Raw genomic sequence first — 15,815 nt, 5'->3', positions numbered from 1 at the left:
ACCTGCGCTTGCAGGTCGCGCCCAGGCGAGCTTCGGCGTTGGCCCTCAGCGGCTGCGTGGCTGCGAAGGCTCGCCCTGCGCGTGGTCGTCGCGCTCCCGTCGACGGATTCTTCGCTGGCAGACGCTCGACCTTCGGGCGCACGCGCGAGACGGCTCGCGACGGGCCCGCTTCGCGTCACGCGCGGGCCCTGACCTGCAGAGGCCGATCGCGGCGCCTTGGGCCAGGAGTGATTTGTCCGCCGCGTCGGCCGGCCTCGCGGTTATCCTGCCGCCATGCCGAACTACGTGCGCGCGCTGGTCCTCGCTCTCCTCGTCCCTGCCTGCGGCGACGACGGCACCGCCAGCACCGGCAGCACCAGCGGCAGCACCACTGACGATCCGAGCACCTCGTTCGTCAGCGCGACCACCGGCACGACGACGACGGGCGTGCCGACGACCACCGACGCGCCCACCACGACCACCGACGCGCTCACTGGCACGACGACGACGACGGGCGACACGACGACGACGACGAGTGACACGACCACGACGTCGACGAGCGACACCACGACGACCGGCGACACGACGACCACGACGAGTGACACGACGTCGACGAGCGACACGTCGACGAGCGACACTTCGACGAGCGACACTTCGACGAGCGACACTTCGACGAGCGACACCAGCACCTCGACCGGCCCCGGCGAGGCCTGCGGCGACGGCCAGCTCGATCCGGGCGAAGCGTGCGACGACGGCAACGACGTCGACGACGACGCCTGCACCGACGCCTGTCAGCTCCCCCAATGCGGCGACGGCATCGTCCAGGCCGGCGAGGGCGAGGCGTGCGACGACGGCATGTTCAACGCCGATGACGCGGCCTGCACGCTCGAATGCGCGGCCGCCAAGTGCGGCGACGGCCTGGTGTGGGCCGGCATGGAGCAGTGCGACGACGGCAACATGGTCGACGACGACGCCTGCGCCAATGACTGCACCGGCGCGACTTGCCAGGACGGCCAGCAGAACGGCAGCGAGACCGGGATCGACTGCGGCGGCCCCGACTGCGACGCCTGCGAGTTCGTGCTGCTGCTCGGCGGCAACTCGGGGGCGATGCTCGGCGGCCACTTCGACGGCGCGGCCTGGGCGGTGAAGAGCATCGCCGCGCCCACGGTCGACGGCCTCGACATCGCGGTCACCAGCGAGGACATCGGCGTCGGCGTGTTCCGCTTCACCAAGCTCGGCGACCCCGCCGACAACCAGCTGCGCTACGTCACCTGGCAGGCCGGCACCTGGTCGGCGCCGGCGCAGATCGGCGCCGACACGACCCGCGCCGCGCCCACCATCAGCGCCGTCGGGGCCGGCGCGCACGCGGTGTTCCACGGCGACAACTTCCAGCACTACTACGCCCGCTTCACCGCCGGCGCGTGGAACCCGACCGCCGAGACGATCGGCAGCTTCGGCCCCGGGCCCGGCAGCGTGACCACGCTCGGCAGCGACGCCCTGCTGGTCTTCCACGACGGCGCGCAGAACAACCAGCTGTTCGCGCGCCGGCGCACCAACGCCTGGCAGGCGCAGCAGCTGGTCGACAGCGAGGCGCAGGCGTTCGACCGCCGGCCGGCAGTCGTCACCCTCACCAACGATCGGGTCCTCGCCGTGCACGCCGTCAACAGCGGCGGGCAGCTGCGCTTCGGCATTTTCAATAATGGCGCGTGGTCGGCCCCCGCCCAGGTCCCCGGCGCCCAGGCCTCGGCGCCGCCCGCCCTCGCCCCGCTGCCCGGCGGCGACGCTGCGCTGGCCTTCCGCGGCCTCGACGGCCAGCTCTACGTCGCCCTGTACACCGGCGGCGCGTGGCAGCCGGCCGCGACGGTGCTGCAGCCGAGCCCGACGATCTTCGGCCCCCCGGCGCTGGCCGCCGGCATCGGCTCTGCGGATCTCGAGCTGGTCTACCTCGACGGCCAGGCCCACACGCCGCGCCACACGCGTCGCGTCGGCGGCAGCTGGTTCGCGCCGACGATCGTCAGCAACACCGCGCTCGAGCGGGTGGCCGTCGCGCGCTCGCAGTGACGCGCGATGCCGGTGCTTCGACAGGGCATCGGCGCGACCGGCGAATTCGACACTCGCCGGGATCACGAGCCTGGGGCGCTCGGGGCCTGCGTCGGCTTCTGCGGACGAGGCCCCGCGCGCCGATCTTGCGGGAATGTCTATTCGGTTATGTCCCGATAGACATGTCTCAAAGCACCATCACATCGGCCACTGACCACCCTTGAGCAGCTCAATTAAACCATCGAGGCTGTCCGCCTCGAATTCCACCGGGTCTCCGGGCTCACTGAGGTCCTCCGCGTTCTCCGGCATGAAGTAGCCGCGTTCTTTTAAAAAGGCGTCGGCCTTGGCGCGGTCGAGCACCAGCGGGCGCACGCGCCAGCGGCCGTCTTCCACCACCACCGCGTGGCTGAAGTGGTGGCGGCCGAAGCGGACCTGGGCGCCAGGGGCCAGGGGGGAGGCGCGGCGGAGGCGGGCGATGAACGCGTCGAGCGGCTCGATCGGGCGGGGTGCCATCGCGGTATGGTCGGCGATCGGCGCCCGGTCGTCGATTGGCCCGCCGGGAGCAACAATGAGTTGTCGGCCGCGCATCTACTTTAGTCGCACGACCGTCACTACGTTGAACTCATGAGCGAGCTCCTCTACACCCCGATCGTGCTCGGCGACCTCGAGTTGAAGAACCGAGTCGTCATGGCCCCGATGACGCGCAGTCGCGCGCCCGGCAACCTCGCCAACGAGCTGATGGCCACCTACTACGGCCAGCGCAGCGAGGCCGGGCTGATCGTCACCGAGGGCACCGCGCCCGCCGCCGACGGCCTCGGTTATGCGCGGATCCCCGGCCTCTTCAACTCCGAGCACGCTCGCGGCTGGCGCGGCGTCACCGAGGCCGCCCACGCCGGCGGCGCCAAGATCTTCGTCCAGCTCATGCACACCGGGCGCGTCGGTCACGCGCTCAACCTGCCGCCCGGCGCCGAGGTGCGCGGGCCCTCGCCGGTCGCGCTCGCCGGCGCGATGTACACCGACCAGGAGGGCCCGCAGCCGCACCCGGTGCCGCGCGAGCTGAGCGAGGTCGACATCGCCGCCACGATCGAGGGCTACGCTCGCTCGGCCGGGCTCGCGCGCGAGGCCGGCTTCGACGGGGTCGAGCTGCACGGCGCCAACGGCTACCTCATCGACCAATTTTTAAACAGCGCGAGCAACCGCCGCAGCGACGGGTGGGGCGGGACGGTCGAGGGCCGGGCGCGCTTCGCCCTCGAGGTGGCGCGCGCGACTGCGTCGCGGATCGGCGCAGGCAGGGTGGGGATCCGCCTGTCCCCGTACGGCACGTTCAACGGGATGGCGGTCGACCCCGAGCTCGACGCGGTGTTCGTCCATCTGGTGCGCGGCCTGTCGGAGCTCGGGCTCGCGTATGTCCACCTCGTCGACTTCGGCGGCAAGGTGGTGCCGGCCGATCTGCAGGCGGAAATTCGAAGAAACTTCCGCGGCCGCCTGATCCTCTCCGGCGAATACGACGCGACCCGCGCAGAGGCCGATCTCACAGCAGGCCGCGGCGACCTCATCGCCTTCGGCCGCCCGTTCATCGCCAACCCGCGCCTGGTCTCGCGCCTGCGCGCCGGCCTGCCGCTGGCCCAGGGCGACCCCTCCACGTTCTACACGCCGGGCGAGCGCGGCTACACCGACTACCCGCTCGAGTGAGCGGACGAAAAAATTTCAAAGAAAGAAAGAAGTCCTCGCCGGGAGGGCGCGCTCGCATCTGCGGAGACCGCAGGCGGGCTCGCGCCGGCGCGCCCGGCCGAGGTGCCCGCGAACAGCTCGCGTTCGCCGCGCCAGCGAGGCCGCAGAGGGTGCGCTCGGCGATCCGGTGGTCTCCATGCCCTGAAGGACATGCCCAAAAGGGCATGCCCTTTCGCGCATGCTCTTTCGAGCATGTTCTTTAACGCAGCCTCAGCGGTAGTCGGTGAGGTGGCGGCGGCTGCGGCCGCGGGGGCTGTTGGCCTGTTCGTCTTCGCGCTGGCAGGTCGCGCACAGCGTGGCGGTGGGGACCAGGAGCAGGCGGCGCTGGGCGATCGGCTCGTCGCAAGCCTCGCAGAGGCCGAACTCCTCCGGGTCGTCGGCCATGCGGCGGAGCGCCTGGTCGATGGCGGCCAGGGATTCGACGCGGGCGCGGTTGCGGTTGGACGCGATGACCTGCGTCATCTCGGTCAACGGCGCCGCGTCCTCGTCGGGCTTGGTCACCACCTCTTGCTGCTCGAACTCCACCGGCACGTCGCCGCCCTTCAGCAGTTCGGCGCGGCGTTGCAAGAGGAGCGTCCGCATCGGCCCGAGCTCGTCCGGCTTCATCGCCCTCGCAGGATACTCGAGGCCCGGCGCGCCGGCGAGTCGCCCGGCTGCCGCGGGCTTGGGGGGGCTCTGGAACTGGTGTAGGGTGCGGCGCATGTACGCGCGCCCGCCCCACCACGCAACCTCGCACCGCCTCCGCACCGCGCTCGCGTGCGGGCTCTGCACCCTGATCGCCTGCGGCGAGCCCGGCGAGGTCGCGCCGAAGACCGGCGACAAGGCGGACAAGGCGGAGAAGGCGGGCAAGGCCGACAAGCCCGCGGACGCCAAGGCGCCCGAGACGCCGGCCGAGGCCGAGCCGGCCGAGGACTACGCGTGGGAGCTGCCGCAGGGGATGCGCGCGCCCGAGGTGCCGGCCGACAACCCGATGAGCGCCGCCAAGGTCGAGCTCGGCCACAAGCTGTTCATGGACAAGCGGCTCAGCGTCGACGGCACGCGCAGCTGCTACAGCTGCCATCAGAACGAGCTCGGCAACGCCGACGGGCGGGCCAAGGCGCTCGGCCCCGGCGACAAGGAGCTCGCGCGCAACACCCCGACGATCTGGAACGTCGCCTACCACACCGCCTATTACTGGGACGGTCGCTCGCCCACGCTCGAGAAGCAGGCGATCGGCGCGTGGAAGGGCGGCAACATGGGCGTCGGCGAGGACAAGCTGGCGGCCAAGGCGGCCGAGATCGGCGGATTGCCGGAGTACAAGGCCGAGTTCGCCCGCGTGTTCGCGCTGAAGGACGGCGACCCGGTGCTGCCCGAGCACGTCGCCAAGGCGCTGTCGGCCTACGAGCGCACGCTCTTGTGCGGCGGCACCGCGTGGGACAAGAACAGCATGAACGAGGCGCAGCAGCGCGGCTGGGAGCTGTTCCGCGGCAAGGGGGCCTGCACCACCTGCCACGTCGGCGACAACTTCAGCGACGACCTCTACCACAAGATGGGCATCAGCCTCTCCGACGCCGGCGAGGGGACCGACAAGGGTCGCCTGGACGCGTCGAAAGATCCGGCCGACACGTACAAGTTCCGCACCCCGACCCTGCGCAACGTGACGCGGACTGCGCCGTACTTCCACGACGGCAGCGTGGCCGACCTCCGCACCGCGGTGAAGACCATGGCCGGCGGCCCGAAGCGCGAGGGCCTCGACCCCAACTACGCCGACCGCGGCCTCACCGACGCGGAGGTCGACGACCTCGTGGCCTTCCTGGGCGCGCTCGAGTGCCCGGGCTCGCTGGCGACGATCGGCGACCAGGCCGTGCCGGGCATCACCGGCCCGGCTCAGCCCGCAGCTCCGGCGGCGCCGGCCCGGTGACGTGCTAGGATCCCACCATGCAGGTCGACATTTATTATTGCGTGCGCTGAAACTACCTGCCCCAAGCCACCGGTCTGGTGGCCGATCTGCAGGCTCGCTTCGGCGACAAGCTCGAGTGCAAGGTCCACCGCGGCGATCGTGGCGTGTTCGACGTCGTCGTCGACGGTCAGAAGATCTTCAGCAAAGACATCCTGAATCGCTTCCCGAAGCGCGGCGAGATCGGTGACCTGATCGCGGAGCGGATCGGCGGCAAGCGCCGTTGATCCAGGCCCCCGGGCCGATCGCGTTATTCACGGCGATTGACAGGATAAACGGCCGCGAGGGCGCGCTCTTGCACGGTGCGGGGACGCGCCGTAAGCATGAGTCATGTCATCGATCGCGTCGCGTTCGGCTGTCGTCGTCGTGCTCGTGTCGGGGTGTAGCGGCTACGATCCGAGCGCCGGCGGCGACGACGACGGCCCCGGGCTGACCGAAGGGACAGGTTCATCGGGCGGCGGCGGCGGTGACACCGAGGAGCCCCCGCCGGACGGCTGCGCCGACGCCTGCGAGGACGGCGCCGCCATGTGCGAAGCGGACGGCGTGGCCCGCTGCGCTGCCGGCGAGGACGGCTGCCGCGCGTGGATGCCTGAAGGGCCATGTCCGGAAGGACAGGTGTGCAGCGACGGCGTGTGCACCGCGGGCCTCGGGTTCGCGCGGGAGGCTGCGGCGTGGGCGGTGCCCGTGGGCGGGCGCGCGGGCGAGGGCTTCGCCGCGCCGACGGGCCAGGCCGCGGCGGTCGGCGACGACGACTGGATCCTGCTCGACCTCGACGGCGACGGCGCCCTCGACCTGGTGCGCACTGCGGCCGCGTACCCGACCGGCGACGGCTTCACCACCCGCACCAAGGGTTTTCCGCTGGCCCCGTTCTGGGCGGTGCACCGCGGCGGGGGCGACGACGGCTTCGCGGCCGCGCCCTCGGCCTGGTCGTTGCCGGTCGGCGTCGGCTTCGCCGGTCGCGGCCTGGTCGCGGCGGCGGGCGAGCCGGTCGAGGTCGGCGACGTGGTGTGGGCCACCCGCGACGTCGACGGCGACGGCCGGCGCGACCTCGTGGTCACCGGCGTGCGCGCGAACAAGGCCGAGGTCGTCCCGCTCGGCTGGCCCGACGCGCCGCGCTGGGACGTCTACCTGAGCGACGGGTCCCGCTTCGCCGCCGAGCCGCAGGCGTGGGCCCTGCCGCCGGGCAACGACGCCGGGTTCTTCCACCACGTCGACGGCGCCCCGCTGGCCCCGAACGCGCCGGCCTGGTCGCTGCTCGACCTCGACGGCGACGGCTGGAGCGACCTCGTCGTCAGCGGGCGCGTCAGCGGCCAGCGCCACGTCTCACCTGGCTTTCCGGACAGCCCGTTCTGGGAGGTCCACCGCGGCGGCGCGACCGGCTTCGACGCCCCGTTGACGGTGTGGAGCCTGCCGCCGGGCGGCGGCGCCACGACCGGGTTCGCCGGCCTGACCGGGGTCGCCGAGGCCGCGGGCGACCAGCTGTGGGCGCTGCTCGACCTCGACGGCGACCGCCGGCTCGAGCTCGTGGTCACCGGCCAGCTCGACGACGTCGCCGCCGGCCCGGGCGCGCTCACCCGCGAAGGCGCCCCGGGCTGGGCCGTGTATCCGGCCGGCCCGACCGGCTTCGAGCTGTCCCCGAGGACAGTCGCGCTCCCGCCCGCGGGCGGCGGCACCGGCGAGCGCGGCTACTACGCAGTCCGCGGCGGCCAGGACGGCGCCGGCAGCTCGAGCGCCCCGTACGACGCCACCGGCTGGGAGCTGCTCGACCTCGACGGCGACGGCCGGCTCGACCTCGTCGTCACCAACACCGCGCGGGAGATCGCCGGCGGCGTGTACAAGCGCGAGGCGCTCGGCGGCGCCGAGCCGTACTGGGACGTGTACTTGGGGGCAGGTGCCGGCTTCGTCGCCGCGACCCGCTGGCCGACCCCGAGCGGCGGCTTCCTCGGCCGCGGCTTCCTCTGGGCCCGCGGCCAGACCACGGCGCCGCAGAACGAGGGCACGGTGCTGTGGCACACCGGCGACCTCGACGGCGACGGCCGCCCCGAGCTCGTGGTCACCGGCCTGGCCGCGCCCAACGGCGACGGCGCCCCGTGGAGCTGGCACGTGCCCGGCCTGGCCGAGAAGCAGCCGCGCTGGCGCGTCTACGGGCCGGCGCGGCCGTAGCGGGCGCCGTGGTAGCATGCGCGGCGTGGTACCCGACGAACTCGTCGAAGCGGTGGAGCAAGGCTCGCTCGCGGCAGTCGAGCAGGCGTTGAACGCCGAGCCGGGGCTGGTCGCCGCGCGCACGGGCGACGAGGACACCCTGCTGCACATCGCCTGCTGGCAGAAGCAGACCGCGATCGCGGCGTTGCTGCTGGCCCGCGGGGCCGACCCGAACGCGCGCGGCTGCTACGGCCGCACGTCGCTGCACTACGCGGTGCACGACGGGCGCGCGGTGAGCGTCGAGCTGGTCCGCCAGCTGCTGGCCCGCGGCGGCGATCCGTGGATCGCCGAGAACAACGGCTTCACCGCCGACGGCTGGGCGCGCCAGGAGATGTGGGGCGAGGCCCTCGAGGCGGTGGTGCGGCAGTTCGCCGCGGTGCCCCGAAAGGACCGGCGCTAGCACCGCGAGGCGTTTCGAGCGGCGCTCCGGTATCCTCGCGGCGATGACGACGGCGAGCGCGGGGCAGGTGGCGGCGAAGTGCTTCGGGGTGCTCGGCGATCCGGTCGCGCACTCGCGGTCGCCGGCGATGCACGCGGCCGCGTTCGCGGCGCTCGGCCTGCCGCACCGCTACCTCGCGTTTCACGTCGCCCCCGAGCGGCTGGCCGAGGCGGTGCGCGGGGGCCGGGCGCTCGGGTTCGGCGGGCTCAACCTCACCGTGCCGCACAAGCAGGCCGCGCTGGCCCTGTGCGACGACCTCGGCCCCGAGGCGCGGCGGATCGGCGCAGTCAACACGCTCGTGTTCGCGGGCGGCGCGATCGTCGGCCACAACACCGACGGCCGCGGCTTCGCGGCAGCCGTCCGCGAGCTCTCTTCAAACCATGTCTTGAAGAAAGCCATGGTCCTCGGGTCAGGCGGTGCGGCGCGGGCGGTGGTCGACGCGATCGCCGGCGAGCTGCTCGGTCCCGGAGGACATGTCCTGTGGGTCAGCCGCGATCCGGCAGCGCTGGCGGCCGAGCTGCCGGCGGGCGGGCCCGTCGTCGCCGCCGGCTGGGAGGCAGTCGGCGGCGGCGCGGTCGACCTGCTGGTCAACTGCACCACCGTCGGCATGGCCCACGGCCCGACCGATTACCCGGTGCCGACGACCGCGCTCGTGGCCGGTCTGGCCCCCGGGGCGCGCGTGGTCGACATCGTCTACCCGCGCCCTGCCGGCGGCCTGCTCGACCTCGCCGAGGCGGCCGGGGCCCTGGTCCAGGACGGGCTCGAGATGCTGCTGTGGCAGGGCGTGTTCGCCGAGGCGCTGTGGCTCGGTCGCTCGCTCGGGCCCGAGGTCGTCGCCGCCATGCGGGCCGCCCTGCGCTGAATCGCGGACAAATCGCCGATCTGTCCCGAGGGACCGATCGTGGCGGCCCGGCCGCCTGGGATTCGACGGATCTGTCCCGAAGGACCGATCGGACAAATGGCCGAGAATCACCGATCTGTCCCGGGGGACCGATCGGCGGTGTCGTGGCGGAGAATCGCCGGATCGGGGCTGGGGGCTGGGGGCGGCCTCGCCTCCGCGGGGTGGATCGCGATCTGTCCCCTGGGACCGATCTGGGCCGTTCTGGCCTGCACAGCCGGGGTTGGCGGGGGAATTGCGATCTGTCTCTCGGGACCGATCCCCGATCTGCATGCGTGGATCTCGGGCGGCCGCAATCGTTGCACCGGGGTCGGCAGGCCCGAAAATTTGCTCCGCCGATCGGGCTCGGGCATGGTCGCCGCGCCTGCTGCGCTCCTCGAACCTGGCCGATCGATCTGGTGCTGTGATCGGGCCTGAAAGCCTGATCACCTTTTCTGTCCGCGGGGACAGCCGCCTCGGTGCGCCTCGGATCGGTTGGCGCGTCCGATCTCCCTGAAAAACGATCGGCCTCGATCGCGTGTGATCGAGGCCCTCGAGCCGGACTCGCAGGCGGCGGGCCCGGCTGCACGTTCGGAAGGCAAAATCTGTCCCATGAGACACCTCGGTCGGCCGCCTGCGGGGTCGACCCTACGCCCGAATGGACGATCTACGCGGTGAATTAGCCGCCGCTCGGGCGCCTGGGCCTGGTTTGCTGGGGTATGAGTCGGACCTACACGCGACTACATACCCCTGCGAAGAACACAAATTTTTTGCAATGGGCGATCGCCTCGGATAAGTGCGTAGTTCGAGAAGCGAAGCACATGACCGTCAGGCCAGGCCGGGCGGGAAAGTGGGCAGGCAGTATGGCGCAGTTCGAACTCGAGGAAATCGTTCAACAGGCGAAGATCAAGGTCATCGGCGTCGGCGGGGCTGGAGGCAACGCCGTCAATACGATGATCACGAACAAGGTCGAGGGCGTCGAGTTCTACACGGCGAACACCGACGTGCAGGCGCTCGAGAAGAGCATGGCCCAGACCGTGATCCAGCTCGGCAAGGACGTCACGCGCGGGCTCGGGGCGGGCGCCAACCCGGAGAAGGGCCGCGAGGCTGCGCTCGAGAGCGTCGACGAGATCGCCGAGGCGCTGCGCGGGGCCGACATGGTGTTCGTGACCGCGGGCATGGGCGGCGGCACCGGCACGGGCGCCGCGCCGATCATCGCCCAGATCGCGCGGGAGATGGGCGCGCTGACCGTCGGCGTCGTCACCAAGCCGTTCCGCTTCGAGGGCAAGCGTCGCCTGCGGTTCGCCGACTCCGGCATCGAGAAGCTCGAGAAGGCCGTCGACACCCTCATCACGATCCCGAACGATCGCCTGCTGCAGGTCACCTCCTCGAACACCAGCCTGCTCGACAGCTTCCGCCTGGCCGACGAGGTGCTGCAGCACGCCACCCAGGGCGTGTCCGACCTCATCACCGTCCCGGGCATCATCAACGTCGACTTCGCCGACGTGCGCACCATCATGAGCGGCCAGGGCCGCGCGCTGATGGGCATGGGCATCGGCCACGACGAGGGTCGCGCGCTCGCGGCGGCCCAGCAGGCGATCAGCTCGCCGCTGCTCGAGGACGTCACGATCCACGGCGCCCAGGGCATCCTCATCAACATCACCGCCGGTCCTGACCTCAAGCTTCACGAGGTCGAGGAGGCCGCCTCGCTGATCCAGGAGGCCGCCCACGAGGACTGCAACATCATCTTCGGCGCCGTCATCGACCACAACATGGGCGACGCGCTGCGCATCACCGTCATCGCCACCGGCTTCGACCGCCACGCGCCGGCCGAGGAGGAGCTCGAGCAGGTCATCCGCTCGTCCATGACGAGCCCGCCGGGCAAGCGCCGTTCGCAGGTCCAGGTCCCGTTCGGCATGCCGAGCCCGCAGCCCGTGCAGCAGAACCCGATGTTCGCCGCGAACCCGCAGCAGCCGCCGCCGCAGCCGCAGCAGAGCTCCAGCAGCCTGCGCCAGTCGATGGTCGAGCGCCTCGGCGTCCACGAGCGGGCCACCTCGGTGCCTGTCCCTTCGGCCAGCTCGTCGAGCATGAGCCGCTCGGGCGTGATCGGCCAGCCGAGCGCGCCGCAAGTCCACCCGCCCGTCCACCCGCAGGTCCACCCGCAGCAGCAGGTCCACCCGCAGCAGCAGGTCCACCCGCAGCAGCAGGTCCACCCGCAGCAGCAGGTCCACCCGCAGCAGCAGGGCCATCAGGGCTTGCGCCAGTCGCAGCGCGTCGAGCCGCCCGCGGTCGGCAGCGACCCGAGCGAGATCCCGGCGTTCCTGCGCCGCCGCGACGAGAACGGCTTCATCCGCTGAAGTCGGCCTCCGGCGCCTGACGCGAGGGACATGCTCCTTGGAGCATGTCCCTTTTCGCATGTGCGCGGCTCGTTGACTCGGCCGCTCGCGCGCGCATGGCAAAAGGGACATGCCCGATCGGGCATGTCCCTTCGCACAGCTCTCCGCGAGCGCTACGAATTACCAGGGCAGCCGGTCGCGCATGTGGAAGAAGCCGCCGGTCGGGCCGTCCGCGGGCAGGGTGGCCAGCCACACGCTGGTCTTGGCGCCGTCTTCGACCTCCATCGGCGCCTGCTCGCCGCCGAGGTCGGTCTTGACCCACCCCGGGTGAGCCGCGTTGACCTTGATGCCGGTGTCGCGGAGCTCGTGGGCGAGGTGGATCGTGTACTGGTTGACCGCGGCCTTCGAGGTGTCGTAGGCGACCGACTTCATGTCGTAGATCGGCGACGACGGGTCGGCGTGCAGGGTCAGCGAGCCGAGGATGCTGCTGACGTTGACGATCCGGCCGGCCTCGCTCTTGCGGACCAGCGGCAGGAACGCCTGAGTCACCGCGACCAGGCCGAACACGTTGGCCTCGAAGGTGCCGCGCCACTGGTCGAGCGTGGTCTGGCTGGTGGTGGTGCCCCAGCCCTCCTGCACGACGCCGGCGTTGTTGACCAGGGTGTCGAGCTTGCCGTGGCGGGCGCCGACCTGCTCGGCGGCGCGGGCGATCGAGGCGGCGTCGGTCACGTCGAGCGCGACGGCCTCGGCGCCGAGCCCCTCGCCGGCCAGCTGGGCGACCGCGGCCTCGGCCTTGGCGGCGTCGCGCGCGGCGACGATGACCGTGTGGCCCTCGCGCGCCAGCTGCCGCGCGGTCTCGAAGCCGATGCCCTTGTACGCCCCGGTGATCAGGATGATTCGCTTGCTCATGTCGTCGTCCTCGGCCGCCATCGTGCGGCCGCGGCGGAGTTGCAGCAAGCGCATCGTCTTCATGATAGGATGCACGGCGTGCAACTGCAGGGCGTCGACCTCAACCTGCTGGTCGCCCTCGAGGCCCTGCTCAGCGAGCGCAGCGTCACCCGGGCGGGCGCGCGGCTGGGGCTGACCGCTTCGGCTACCAGCCACGCCCTGGGGCGCCTGCGCGCGACCTTCGGCGACGAGCTGCTGGTCCGCACCCGCGGGGGGATGATCCCTACCGCCCGCGGCGAGCAGCTGTTGGTCCCGCTGCGGGCCGCCCTGCGCGACGTCGGCGCCCTCCTGAGCAACTCGGCCCGCTTCGACCCCAGGACCAGCCGCCGCGAATTCGTGCTCGCCAGCACCGACTACATCGAGGCCGTGCTGCTGCCGCCGCTGCTCGCCCGCGTGTCGGCGGCGGCGCCGGGGGTGCAGCTGCGGGTCCACCCGCTGGTCAGCGACGTGGCCGCGCCGCTCGAGACCGGGGCGATCACCGTCGCTCTCGGGGTGGTGTTCGAGAACAGCCCCGGTCTGCAGCAGCAGGCGCTGTTTTCGGAGGAGATGGTGCTCGTGTGCCGCAAGGGCCACCCGGACGTGAAGCGCACCATCGACCTGGCGACCTACCTGCGCCTGCGCCACGTCCTGGTCAGCGTGCGCGGCGGGTCGCAGAGCGTGGTCGACGAGCAGCTGGCCGAGCTCGGGCACGCGCGGCAGATCGCCCTGGTCGTGCCGCACTTCCTGGCGGCGCCGCTCATCGTCGCCAGCTCCGACCTCGTCCTGACGACGCCGGCGCGGCTGGTGCGGCGGCTCGGCCCGGCCCTCGATCTGCGCACTCTGGCGCCGCCGCTGGCGGTCCCGGGCTTCACGGTGCGCCAGGTGTGGCACGAGCGCCACCAGGACGACCCGGGCCACCTGTGGCTGCGCCAGCAGATCTTCGCCGCCGCCAAGACGCTGGCGACGGGTAAGGATGGCAGCCGATGCTGAGCCGCGAGCGAGTCGACGAGTTCCGCGAGCAGGGGTTCGTGGTGTTGCCGCGCCTGATCGCCGCCGAGGCGCTGGCGTCGATCCGCGGCGCGGCGCTGGCGATCGTCGACCGCTTCGACCCCGAGGCCGAGCGCACCGTCTTCACCACCAAGGACCGCGACGCCGGCCGCGACGACGTGTTCTTCGCCTCGGCCGAGGGCGTGCGCTGCTTCCTCGAGGAGGGGGCGCGGGACGCCGAAGGTCGGCTCGTCTGCCCGCCGCGGCTGGCGATCAACAAGATCGGCCACGCGCTGCACGACCTCGTGCCCGAGTTCCGCGAGTTCTGCCGCCAGGCCTGCTTCGGCGAGCTGCTGCGCGACCTCGGCTACGCCGCGCCGGTGCTGTGGCAGACGATGTTTATTTTTAAACAGCCGCGGATCGGCGGCGAGGTCCGCTGGCATCAGGACGCGACGTATCTGATAAGCGAGCCGGCGTGCGTGACCGGCCTGTGGGTCGCGCTGGAGGACGCGCACCGCGACAACGGCTGCCTGTGGGTGCAGCCCGGCGGCCACCGCACTCCCCTGCGCGAGCGCTACGAGGTCGACTGGAGCAGCCGCACCGGCACGCTGCACACCATCGACGCGACGCCTTGGCCCACCGACGCGCAGGCGGTCGCGCTCGAGGTGCCGGCCGGCACCGTGGTGGTGTTCCACGATCACCTGCCGCACCGCAGCTCGCACAACCACTCGGCGGCGTCGCGCCACGCCTTCACGATGCACGCGGCCGAGAAGGGCGCGGGGTGGTCTTCGCGCAACTGGCTGCAGCGGCCGCAGCTCGGGGACTTCGCGCTGTAGCGCGACGCCTGTCCTCGGGGACAGCTGACGGGTGCGCGGACGGTCGGGCCGCCGCAGACGGCGGATGCGCACAGGCCTGTCCGGATGTGCAGCTCGGTCGAACCGCAGGACCTGGCCTCCGGGACATGTCGTGCCCGATCGCCGCGCCCGGCGCGAGCTGCTCACGAACCTGTCCTTCGCGCCAGGTGCCTCGCCTCGCGCGGCCGCGCGCTTCATCGCGCCGCGAGCGCGCGCTTGCGCGGATGTTCAGTCCCACATGGCGCCGATTTCTTGCCCACACATGGGGCGCCTGATAGTCGCCAGGCTCGCTCCCTTCGCCATGGGTCTCTTCAACAACAGCCCTCGCGCGAACGCCGCGGCGGCGCGCAAGCAGAACCGACGGGTGCAGCAGGCGCGGCCGCGGCCGGTGCCGGCGCCCACGCCAGTCGCGCGCAAGCCGGCGGTGACTGCGAGCCGCGCGGGCTCGCGGGTCAATCGTCGCGTCGACGCCCCGCGGGCCGGGGCCAAGCCCGCGATCCACGTGCCGCGGGCGGGCCTGAAGAACCTCGTCGCCGCGGTCCCGCGGGTCGGCGCGCGCGGCCGCCGGCTGTTCAGCCTCGCCGCTCGCCTGGCGATCGCGGTGAGCCTGGCCTGGGGCGTGCTGCTGGCGGTCCAGGCCAGCTATCAGTTCGTGACCACCTCGGCCCGCTTCGAGGCCAAGTCGCTGGTCTACCAGGCGACGCCACATGTCCCGGTGGACAGGTTGCAGTCGCTGCTCGGCCTGGAGCCCGGCACCAACATCCTCGCCGTCGACACCGACGCGCTGCAGGCCAAGATCGCCGCCGAGCCGTGGGTCAAGCGCGCCAGCGTGCAGCGCTCGCTGCCCGACACGCTGATCGTCGAGGTCGAGGAGCACGAGGCGGCGGCGGCGCTGCTGTCGGGTTACTTCTACCTGATCGACCGCGACGGCGTGCCGTTCAAGCGGCTCGAGGAGGGCGAGCGCGGCGAGCTGCCGGTGATCACCGGCGTCGACCGCGAGCAGCTGGTGGCCGGCGACGCGCGGGCGCAGTCGGCGATCCGCCGCGGCCTGGACGCGCTGACGGCCTACCAGCAGGCGGCGCGGCCGCGGCTGTCGGAGGTCCACGTCGACCAGGGCGGGGCGGTCGAGCTGTACACCGCCAAGACCGGCGCCGCGCTGCGGCTCGGCCGCGGCGACGTCGCGGCCAAGCTGGCCCGCTTCGACGCCCTGCGCGCGGCGCTCGGCGAGCGGGCCGAGCAGCTCGCGGTGGTCCACCTCGACCTCGACGCCGCCCCCGGCACGCCGGAGCGGGTGGTCGCCAGCTTCCTCGACGCCGAGGCCGAGGCCGCGGTGCTGGCCCGCGGGGCCGGCGCCCACAAGCCTGCCTCGAAGGACATTGCCCAAGAGCCAGCCGCTGCGGCGCCGCCGGCCAGCGGCCCGAGCAAGCCGGCCAAGAGCAAAGGCAAGAAGAAGAAGGCCGCCTCCGGCAACAAATTTGCTTCCGGGATCCCGAAGTACGACTAGGAA

Annotated in this window: 14 protein-coding genes; 11 read left to right on the top strand and 3 right to left on the bottom strand. The window is 72.2% G+C overall.

From position 1 onward, the window contains the following. Positions 1-273 precede the first annotated feature (273 nt). A complete protein-coding gene (locus OV090_RS16915; protein ID WP_267704724.1) occupies positions 274-2,040 on the top strand; it encodes a DUF4215 domain-containing protein in 1,767 nt (588 codons plus the stop codon). Positions 2,041-2,217: 177 nt separating this feature from the next. Here the strand turns inward: OV090_RS16915 and OV090_RS16910 are convergent, their stop codons facing one another. Next, on the bottom strand, positions 2,218-2,532 hold the full coding sequence (locus OV090_RS16910; RefSeq protein WP_267704722.1) for a hypothetical protein: 315 nt from the start codon (positions 2,530-2,532) through the stop codon (positions 2,218-2,220). Positions 2,533-2,643: 111 nt separating this feature from the next. Between OV090_RS16910 and OV090_RS16905 the strand changes: the two genes are divergently transcribed. Beyond that, the gene (locus OV090_RS16905; RefSeq protein ID WP_267704720.1) at positions 2,644-3,711 is read left to right on the top strand and encodes an alkene reductase; all 1,068 of its coding nucleotides are present in this window, start codon (positions 2,644-2,646) and stop codon (positions 3,709-3,711) included. 249 nt (positions 3,712-3,960) lie between these two features. Here the strand turns inward: OV090_RS16905 and OV090_RS16900 are convergent, their stop codons facing one another. After that, positions 3,961-4,356 (bottom strand): TraR/DksA family transcriptional regulator, encoded by a 396-nt coding sequence (locus OV090_RS16900; RefSeq protein WP_267704719.1) that lies wholly within the window; start codon positions 4,354-4,356, stop codon positions 3,961-3,963. A gap of 94 nt (positions 4,357-4,450) precedes the next feature. Here OV090_RS16900 and OV090_RS16895 point away from each other — a divergent pair, with 94 nt between their 5' ends. The 6 genes from OV090_RS16895 to ftsZ all read left to right on the top strand — a co-directional run bounded on the left by OV090_RS16895 (position 4,451) and on the right by ftsZ (position 11,561). Continuing rightward, positions 4,451-5,650 carry a cytochrome c peroxidase gene (locus OV090_RS16895; RefSeq protein WP_267704717.1) on the top strand — a complete coding sequence of 400 codons (1,200 nt, stop codon included), beginning with the start codon at positions 4,451-4,453 and terminating at the stop codon, positions 5,648-5,650. Positions 5,651-5,706: 56 nt separating this feature from the next. After that, positions 5,707-5,913, top strand: coding sequence for an Rdx family protein (locus OV090_RS16890; RefSeq protein WP_267707124.1), 207 nt, complete (start codon positions 5,707-5,709; stop codon positions 5,911-5,913). Between the two features lie 103 nt (positions 5,914-6,016). Continuing rightward, a complete protein-coding gene (locus tag OV090_RS16885; RefSeq protein WP_267704715.1) occupies positions 6,017-7,849 on the top strand; it encodes a VCBS repeat-containing protein in 1,833 nt (610 codons plus the stop codon). A 25-nt stretch (positions 7,850-7,874) separates the two neighbouring features. Then, a complete protein-coding gene (locus OV090_RS16880) occupies positions 7,875-8,288 on the top strand; it encodes an ankyrin repeat domain-containing protein (RefSeq protein ID WP_267704714.1) in 414 nt (137 codons plus the stop codon). Between the two features lie 43 nt (positions 8,289-8,331). Then, on the top strand, positions 8,332-9,189 hold the full coding sequence (locus tag OV090_RS16875) for a shikimate dehydrogenase (protein ID WP_267704713.1): 858 nt from the start codon (positions 8,332-8,334) through the stop codon (positions 9,187-9,189). Between the two features lie 878 nt (positions 9,190-10,067). Further along, complete coding sequence (gene ftsZ / locus OV090_RS16870; protein WP_276604449.1) at positions 10,068-11,561, top strand: cell division protein FtsZ; 1,494 nt, start codon at positions 10,068-10,070, stop codon at positions 11,559-11,561. Between the two features lie 159 nt (positions 11,562-11,720). Here the strand turns inward: ftsZ and OV090_RS16865 are convergent, their stop codons facing one another. Then, entirely contained in the window at positions 11,721-12,503 is a 783-nt protein-coding gene (locus tag OV090_RS16865; RefSeq protein WP_267704712.1) for an SDR family oxidoreductase, read from the bottom strand. Between the two features lie 24 nt (positions 12,504-12,527). Here OV090_RS16865 and OV090_RS16860 point away from each other — a divergent pair, with 24 nt between their 5' ends. From OV090_RS16860 to OV090_RS16850, 3 genes are all read left to right on the top strand, one after another. Further along, positions 12,528-13,457 carry a LysR family transcriptional regulator gene (locus OV090_RS16860; RefSeq protein ID WP_267704711.1) on the top strand — a complete coding sequence of 310 codons (930 nt, stop codon included), beginning with the start codon at positions 12,528-12,530 and terminating at the stop codon, positions 13,455-13,457. Continuing rightward, a complete protein-coding gene (locus OV090_RS16855) occupies positions 13,451-14,290 on the top strand; it encodes a phytanoyl-CoA dioxygenase family protein (RefSeq protein ID WP_267704710.1) in 840 nt (279 codons plus the stop codon). The genes OV090_RS16860 and OV090_RS16855 overlap by 7 nt, the downstream gene beginning before the upstream one ends. 319 nt (positions 14,291-14,609) lie before the next feature. Further along, a complete protein-coding gene (locus OV090_RS16850; RefSeq protein ID WP_267704709.1) occupies positions 14,610-15,812 on the top strand; it encodes an FtsQ-type POTRA domain-containing protein in 1,203 nt (400 codons plus the stop codon). The last annotated feature ends 3 nt before the right edge of the window (positions 15,813-15,815 follow it).

Source organism: Nannocystis sp. RBIL2 (assembly GCF_026626745.1).
In the GTDB taxonomy this organism is placed as follows: domain Bacteria; phylum Myxococcota_A; class Polyangia; order Nannocystales; family Nannocystaceae; genus Nannocystis.
This window is presented reverse-complemented; position numbering and strand designations above follow the sequence as displayed.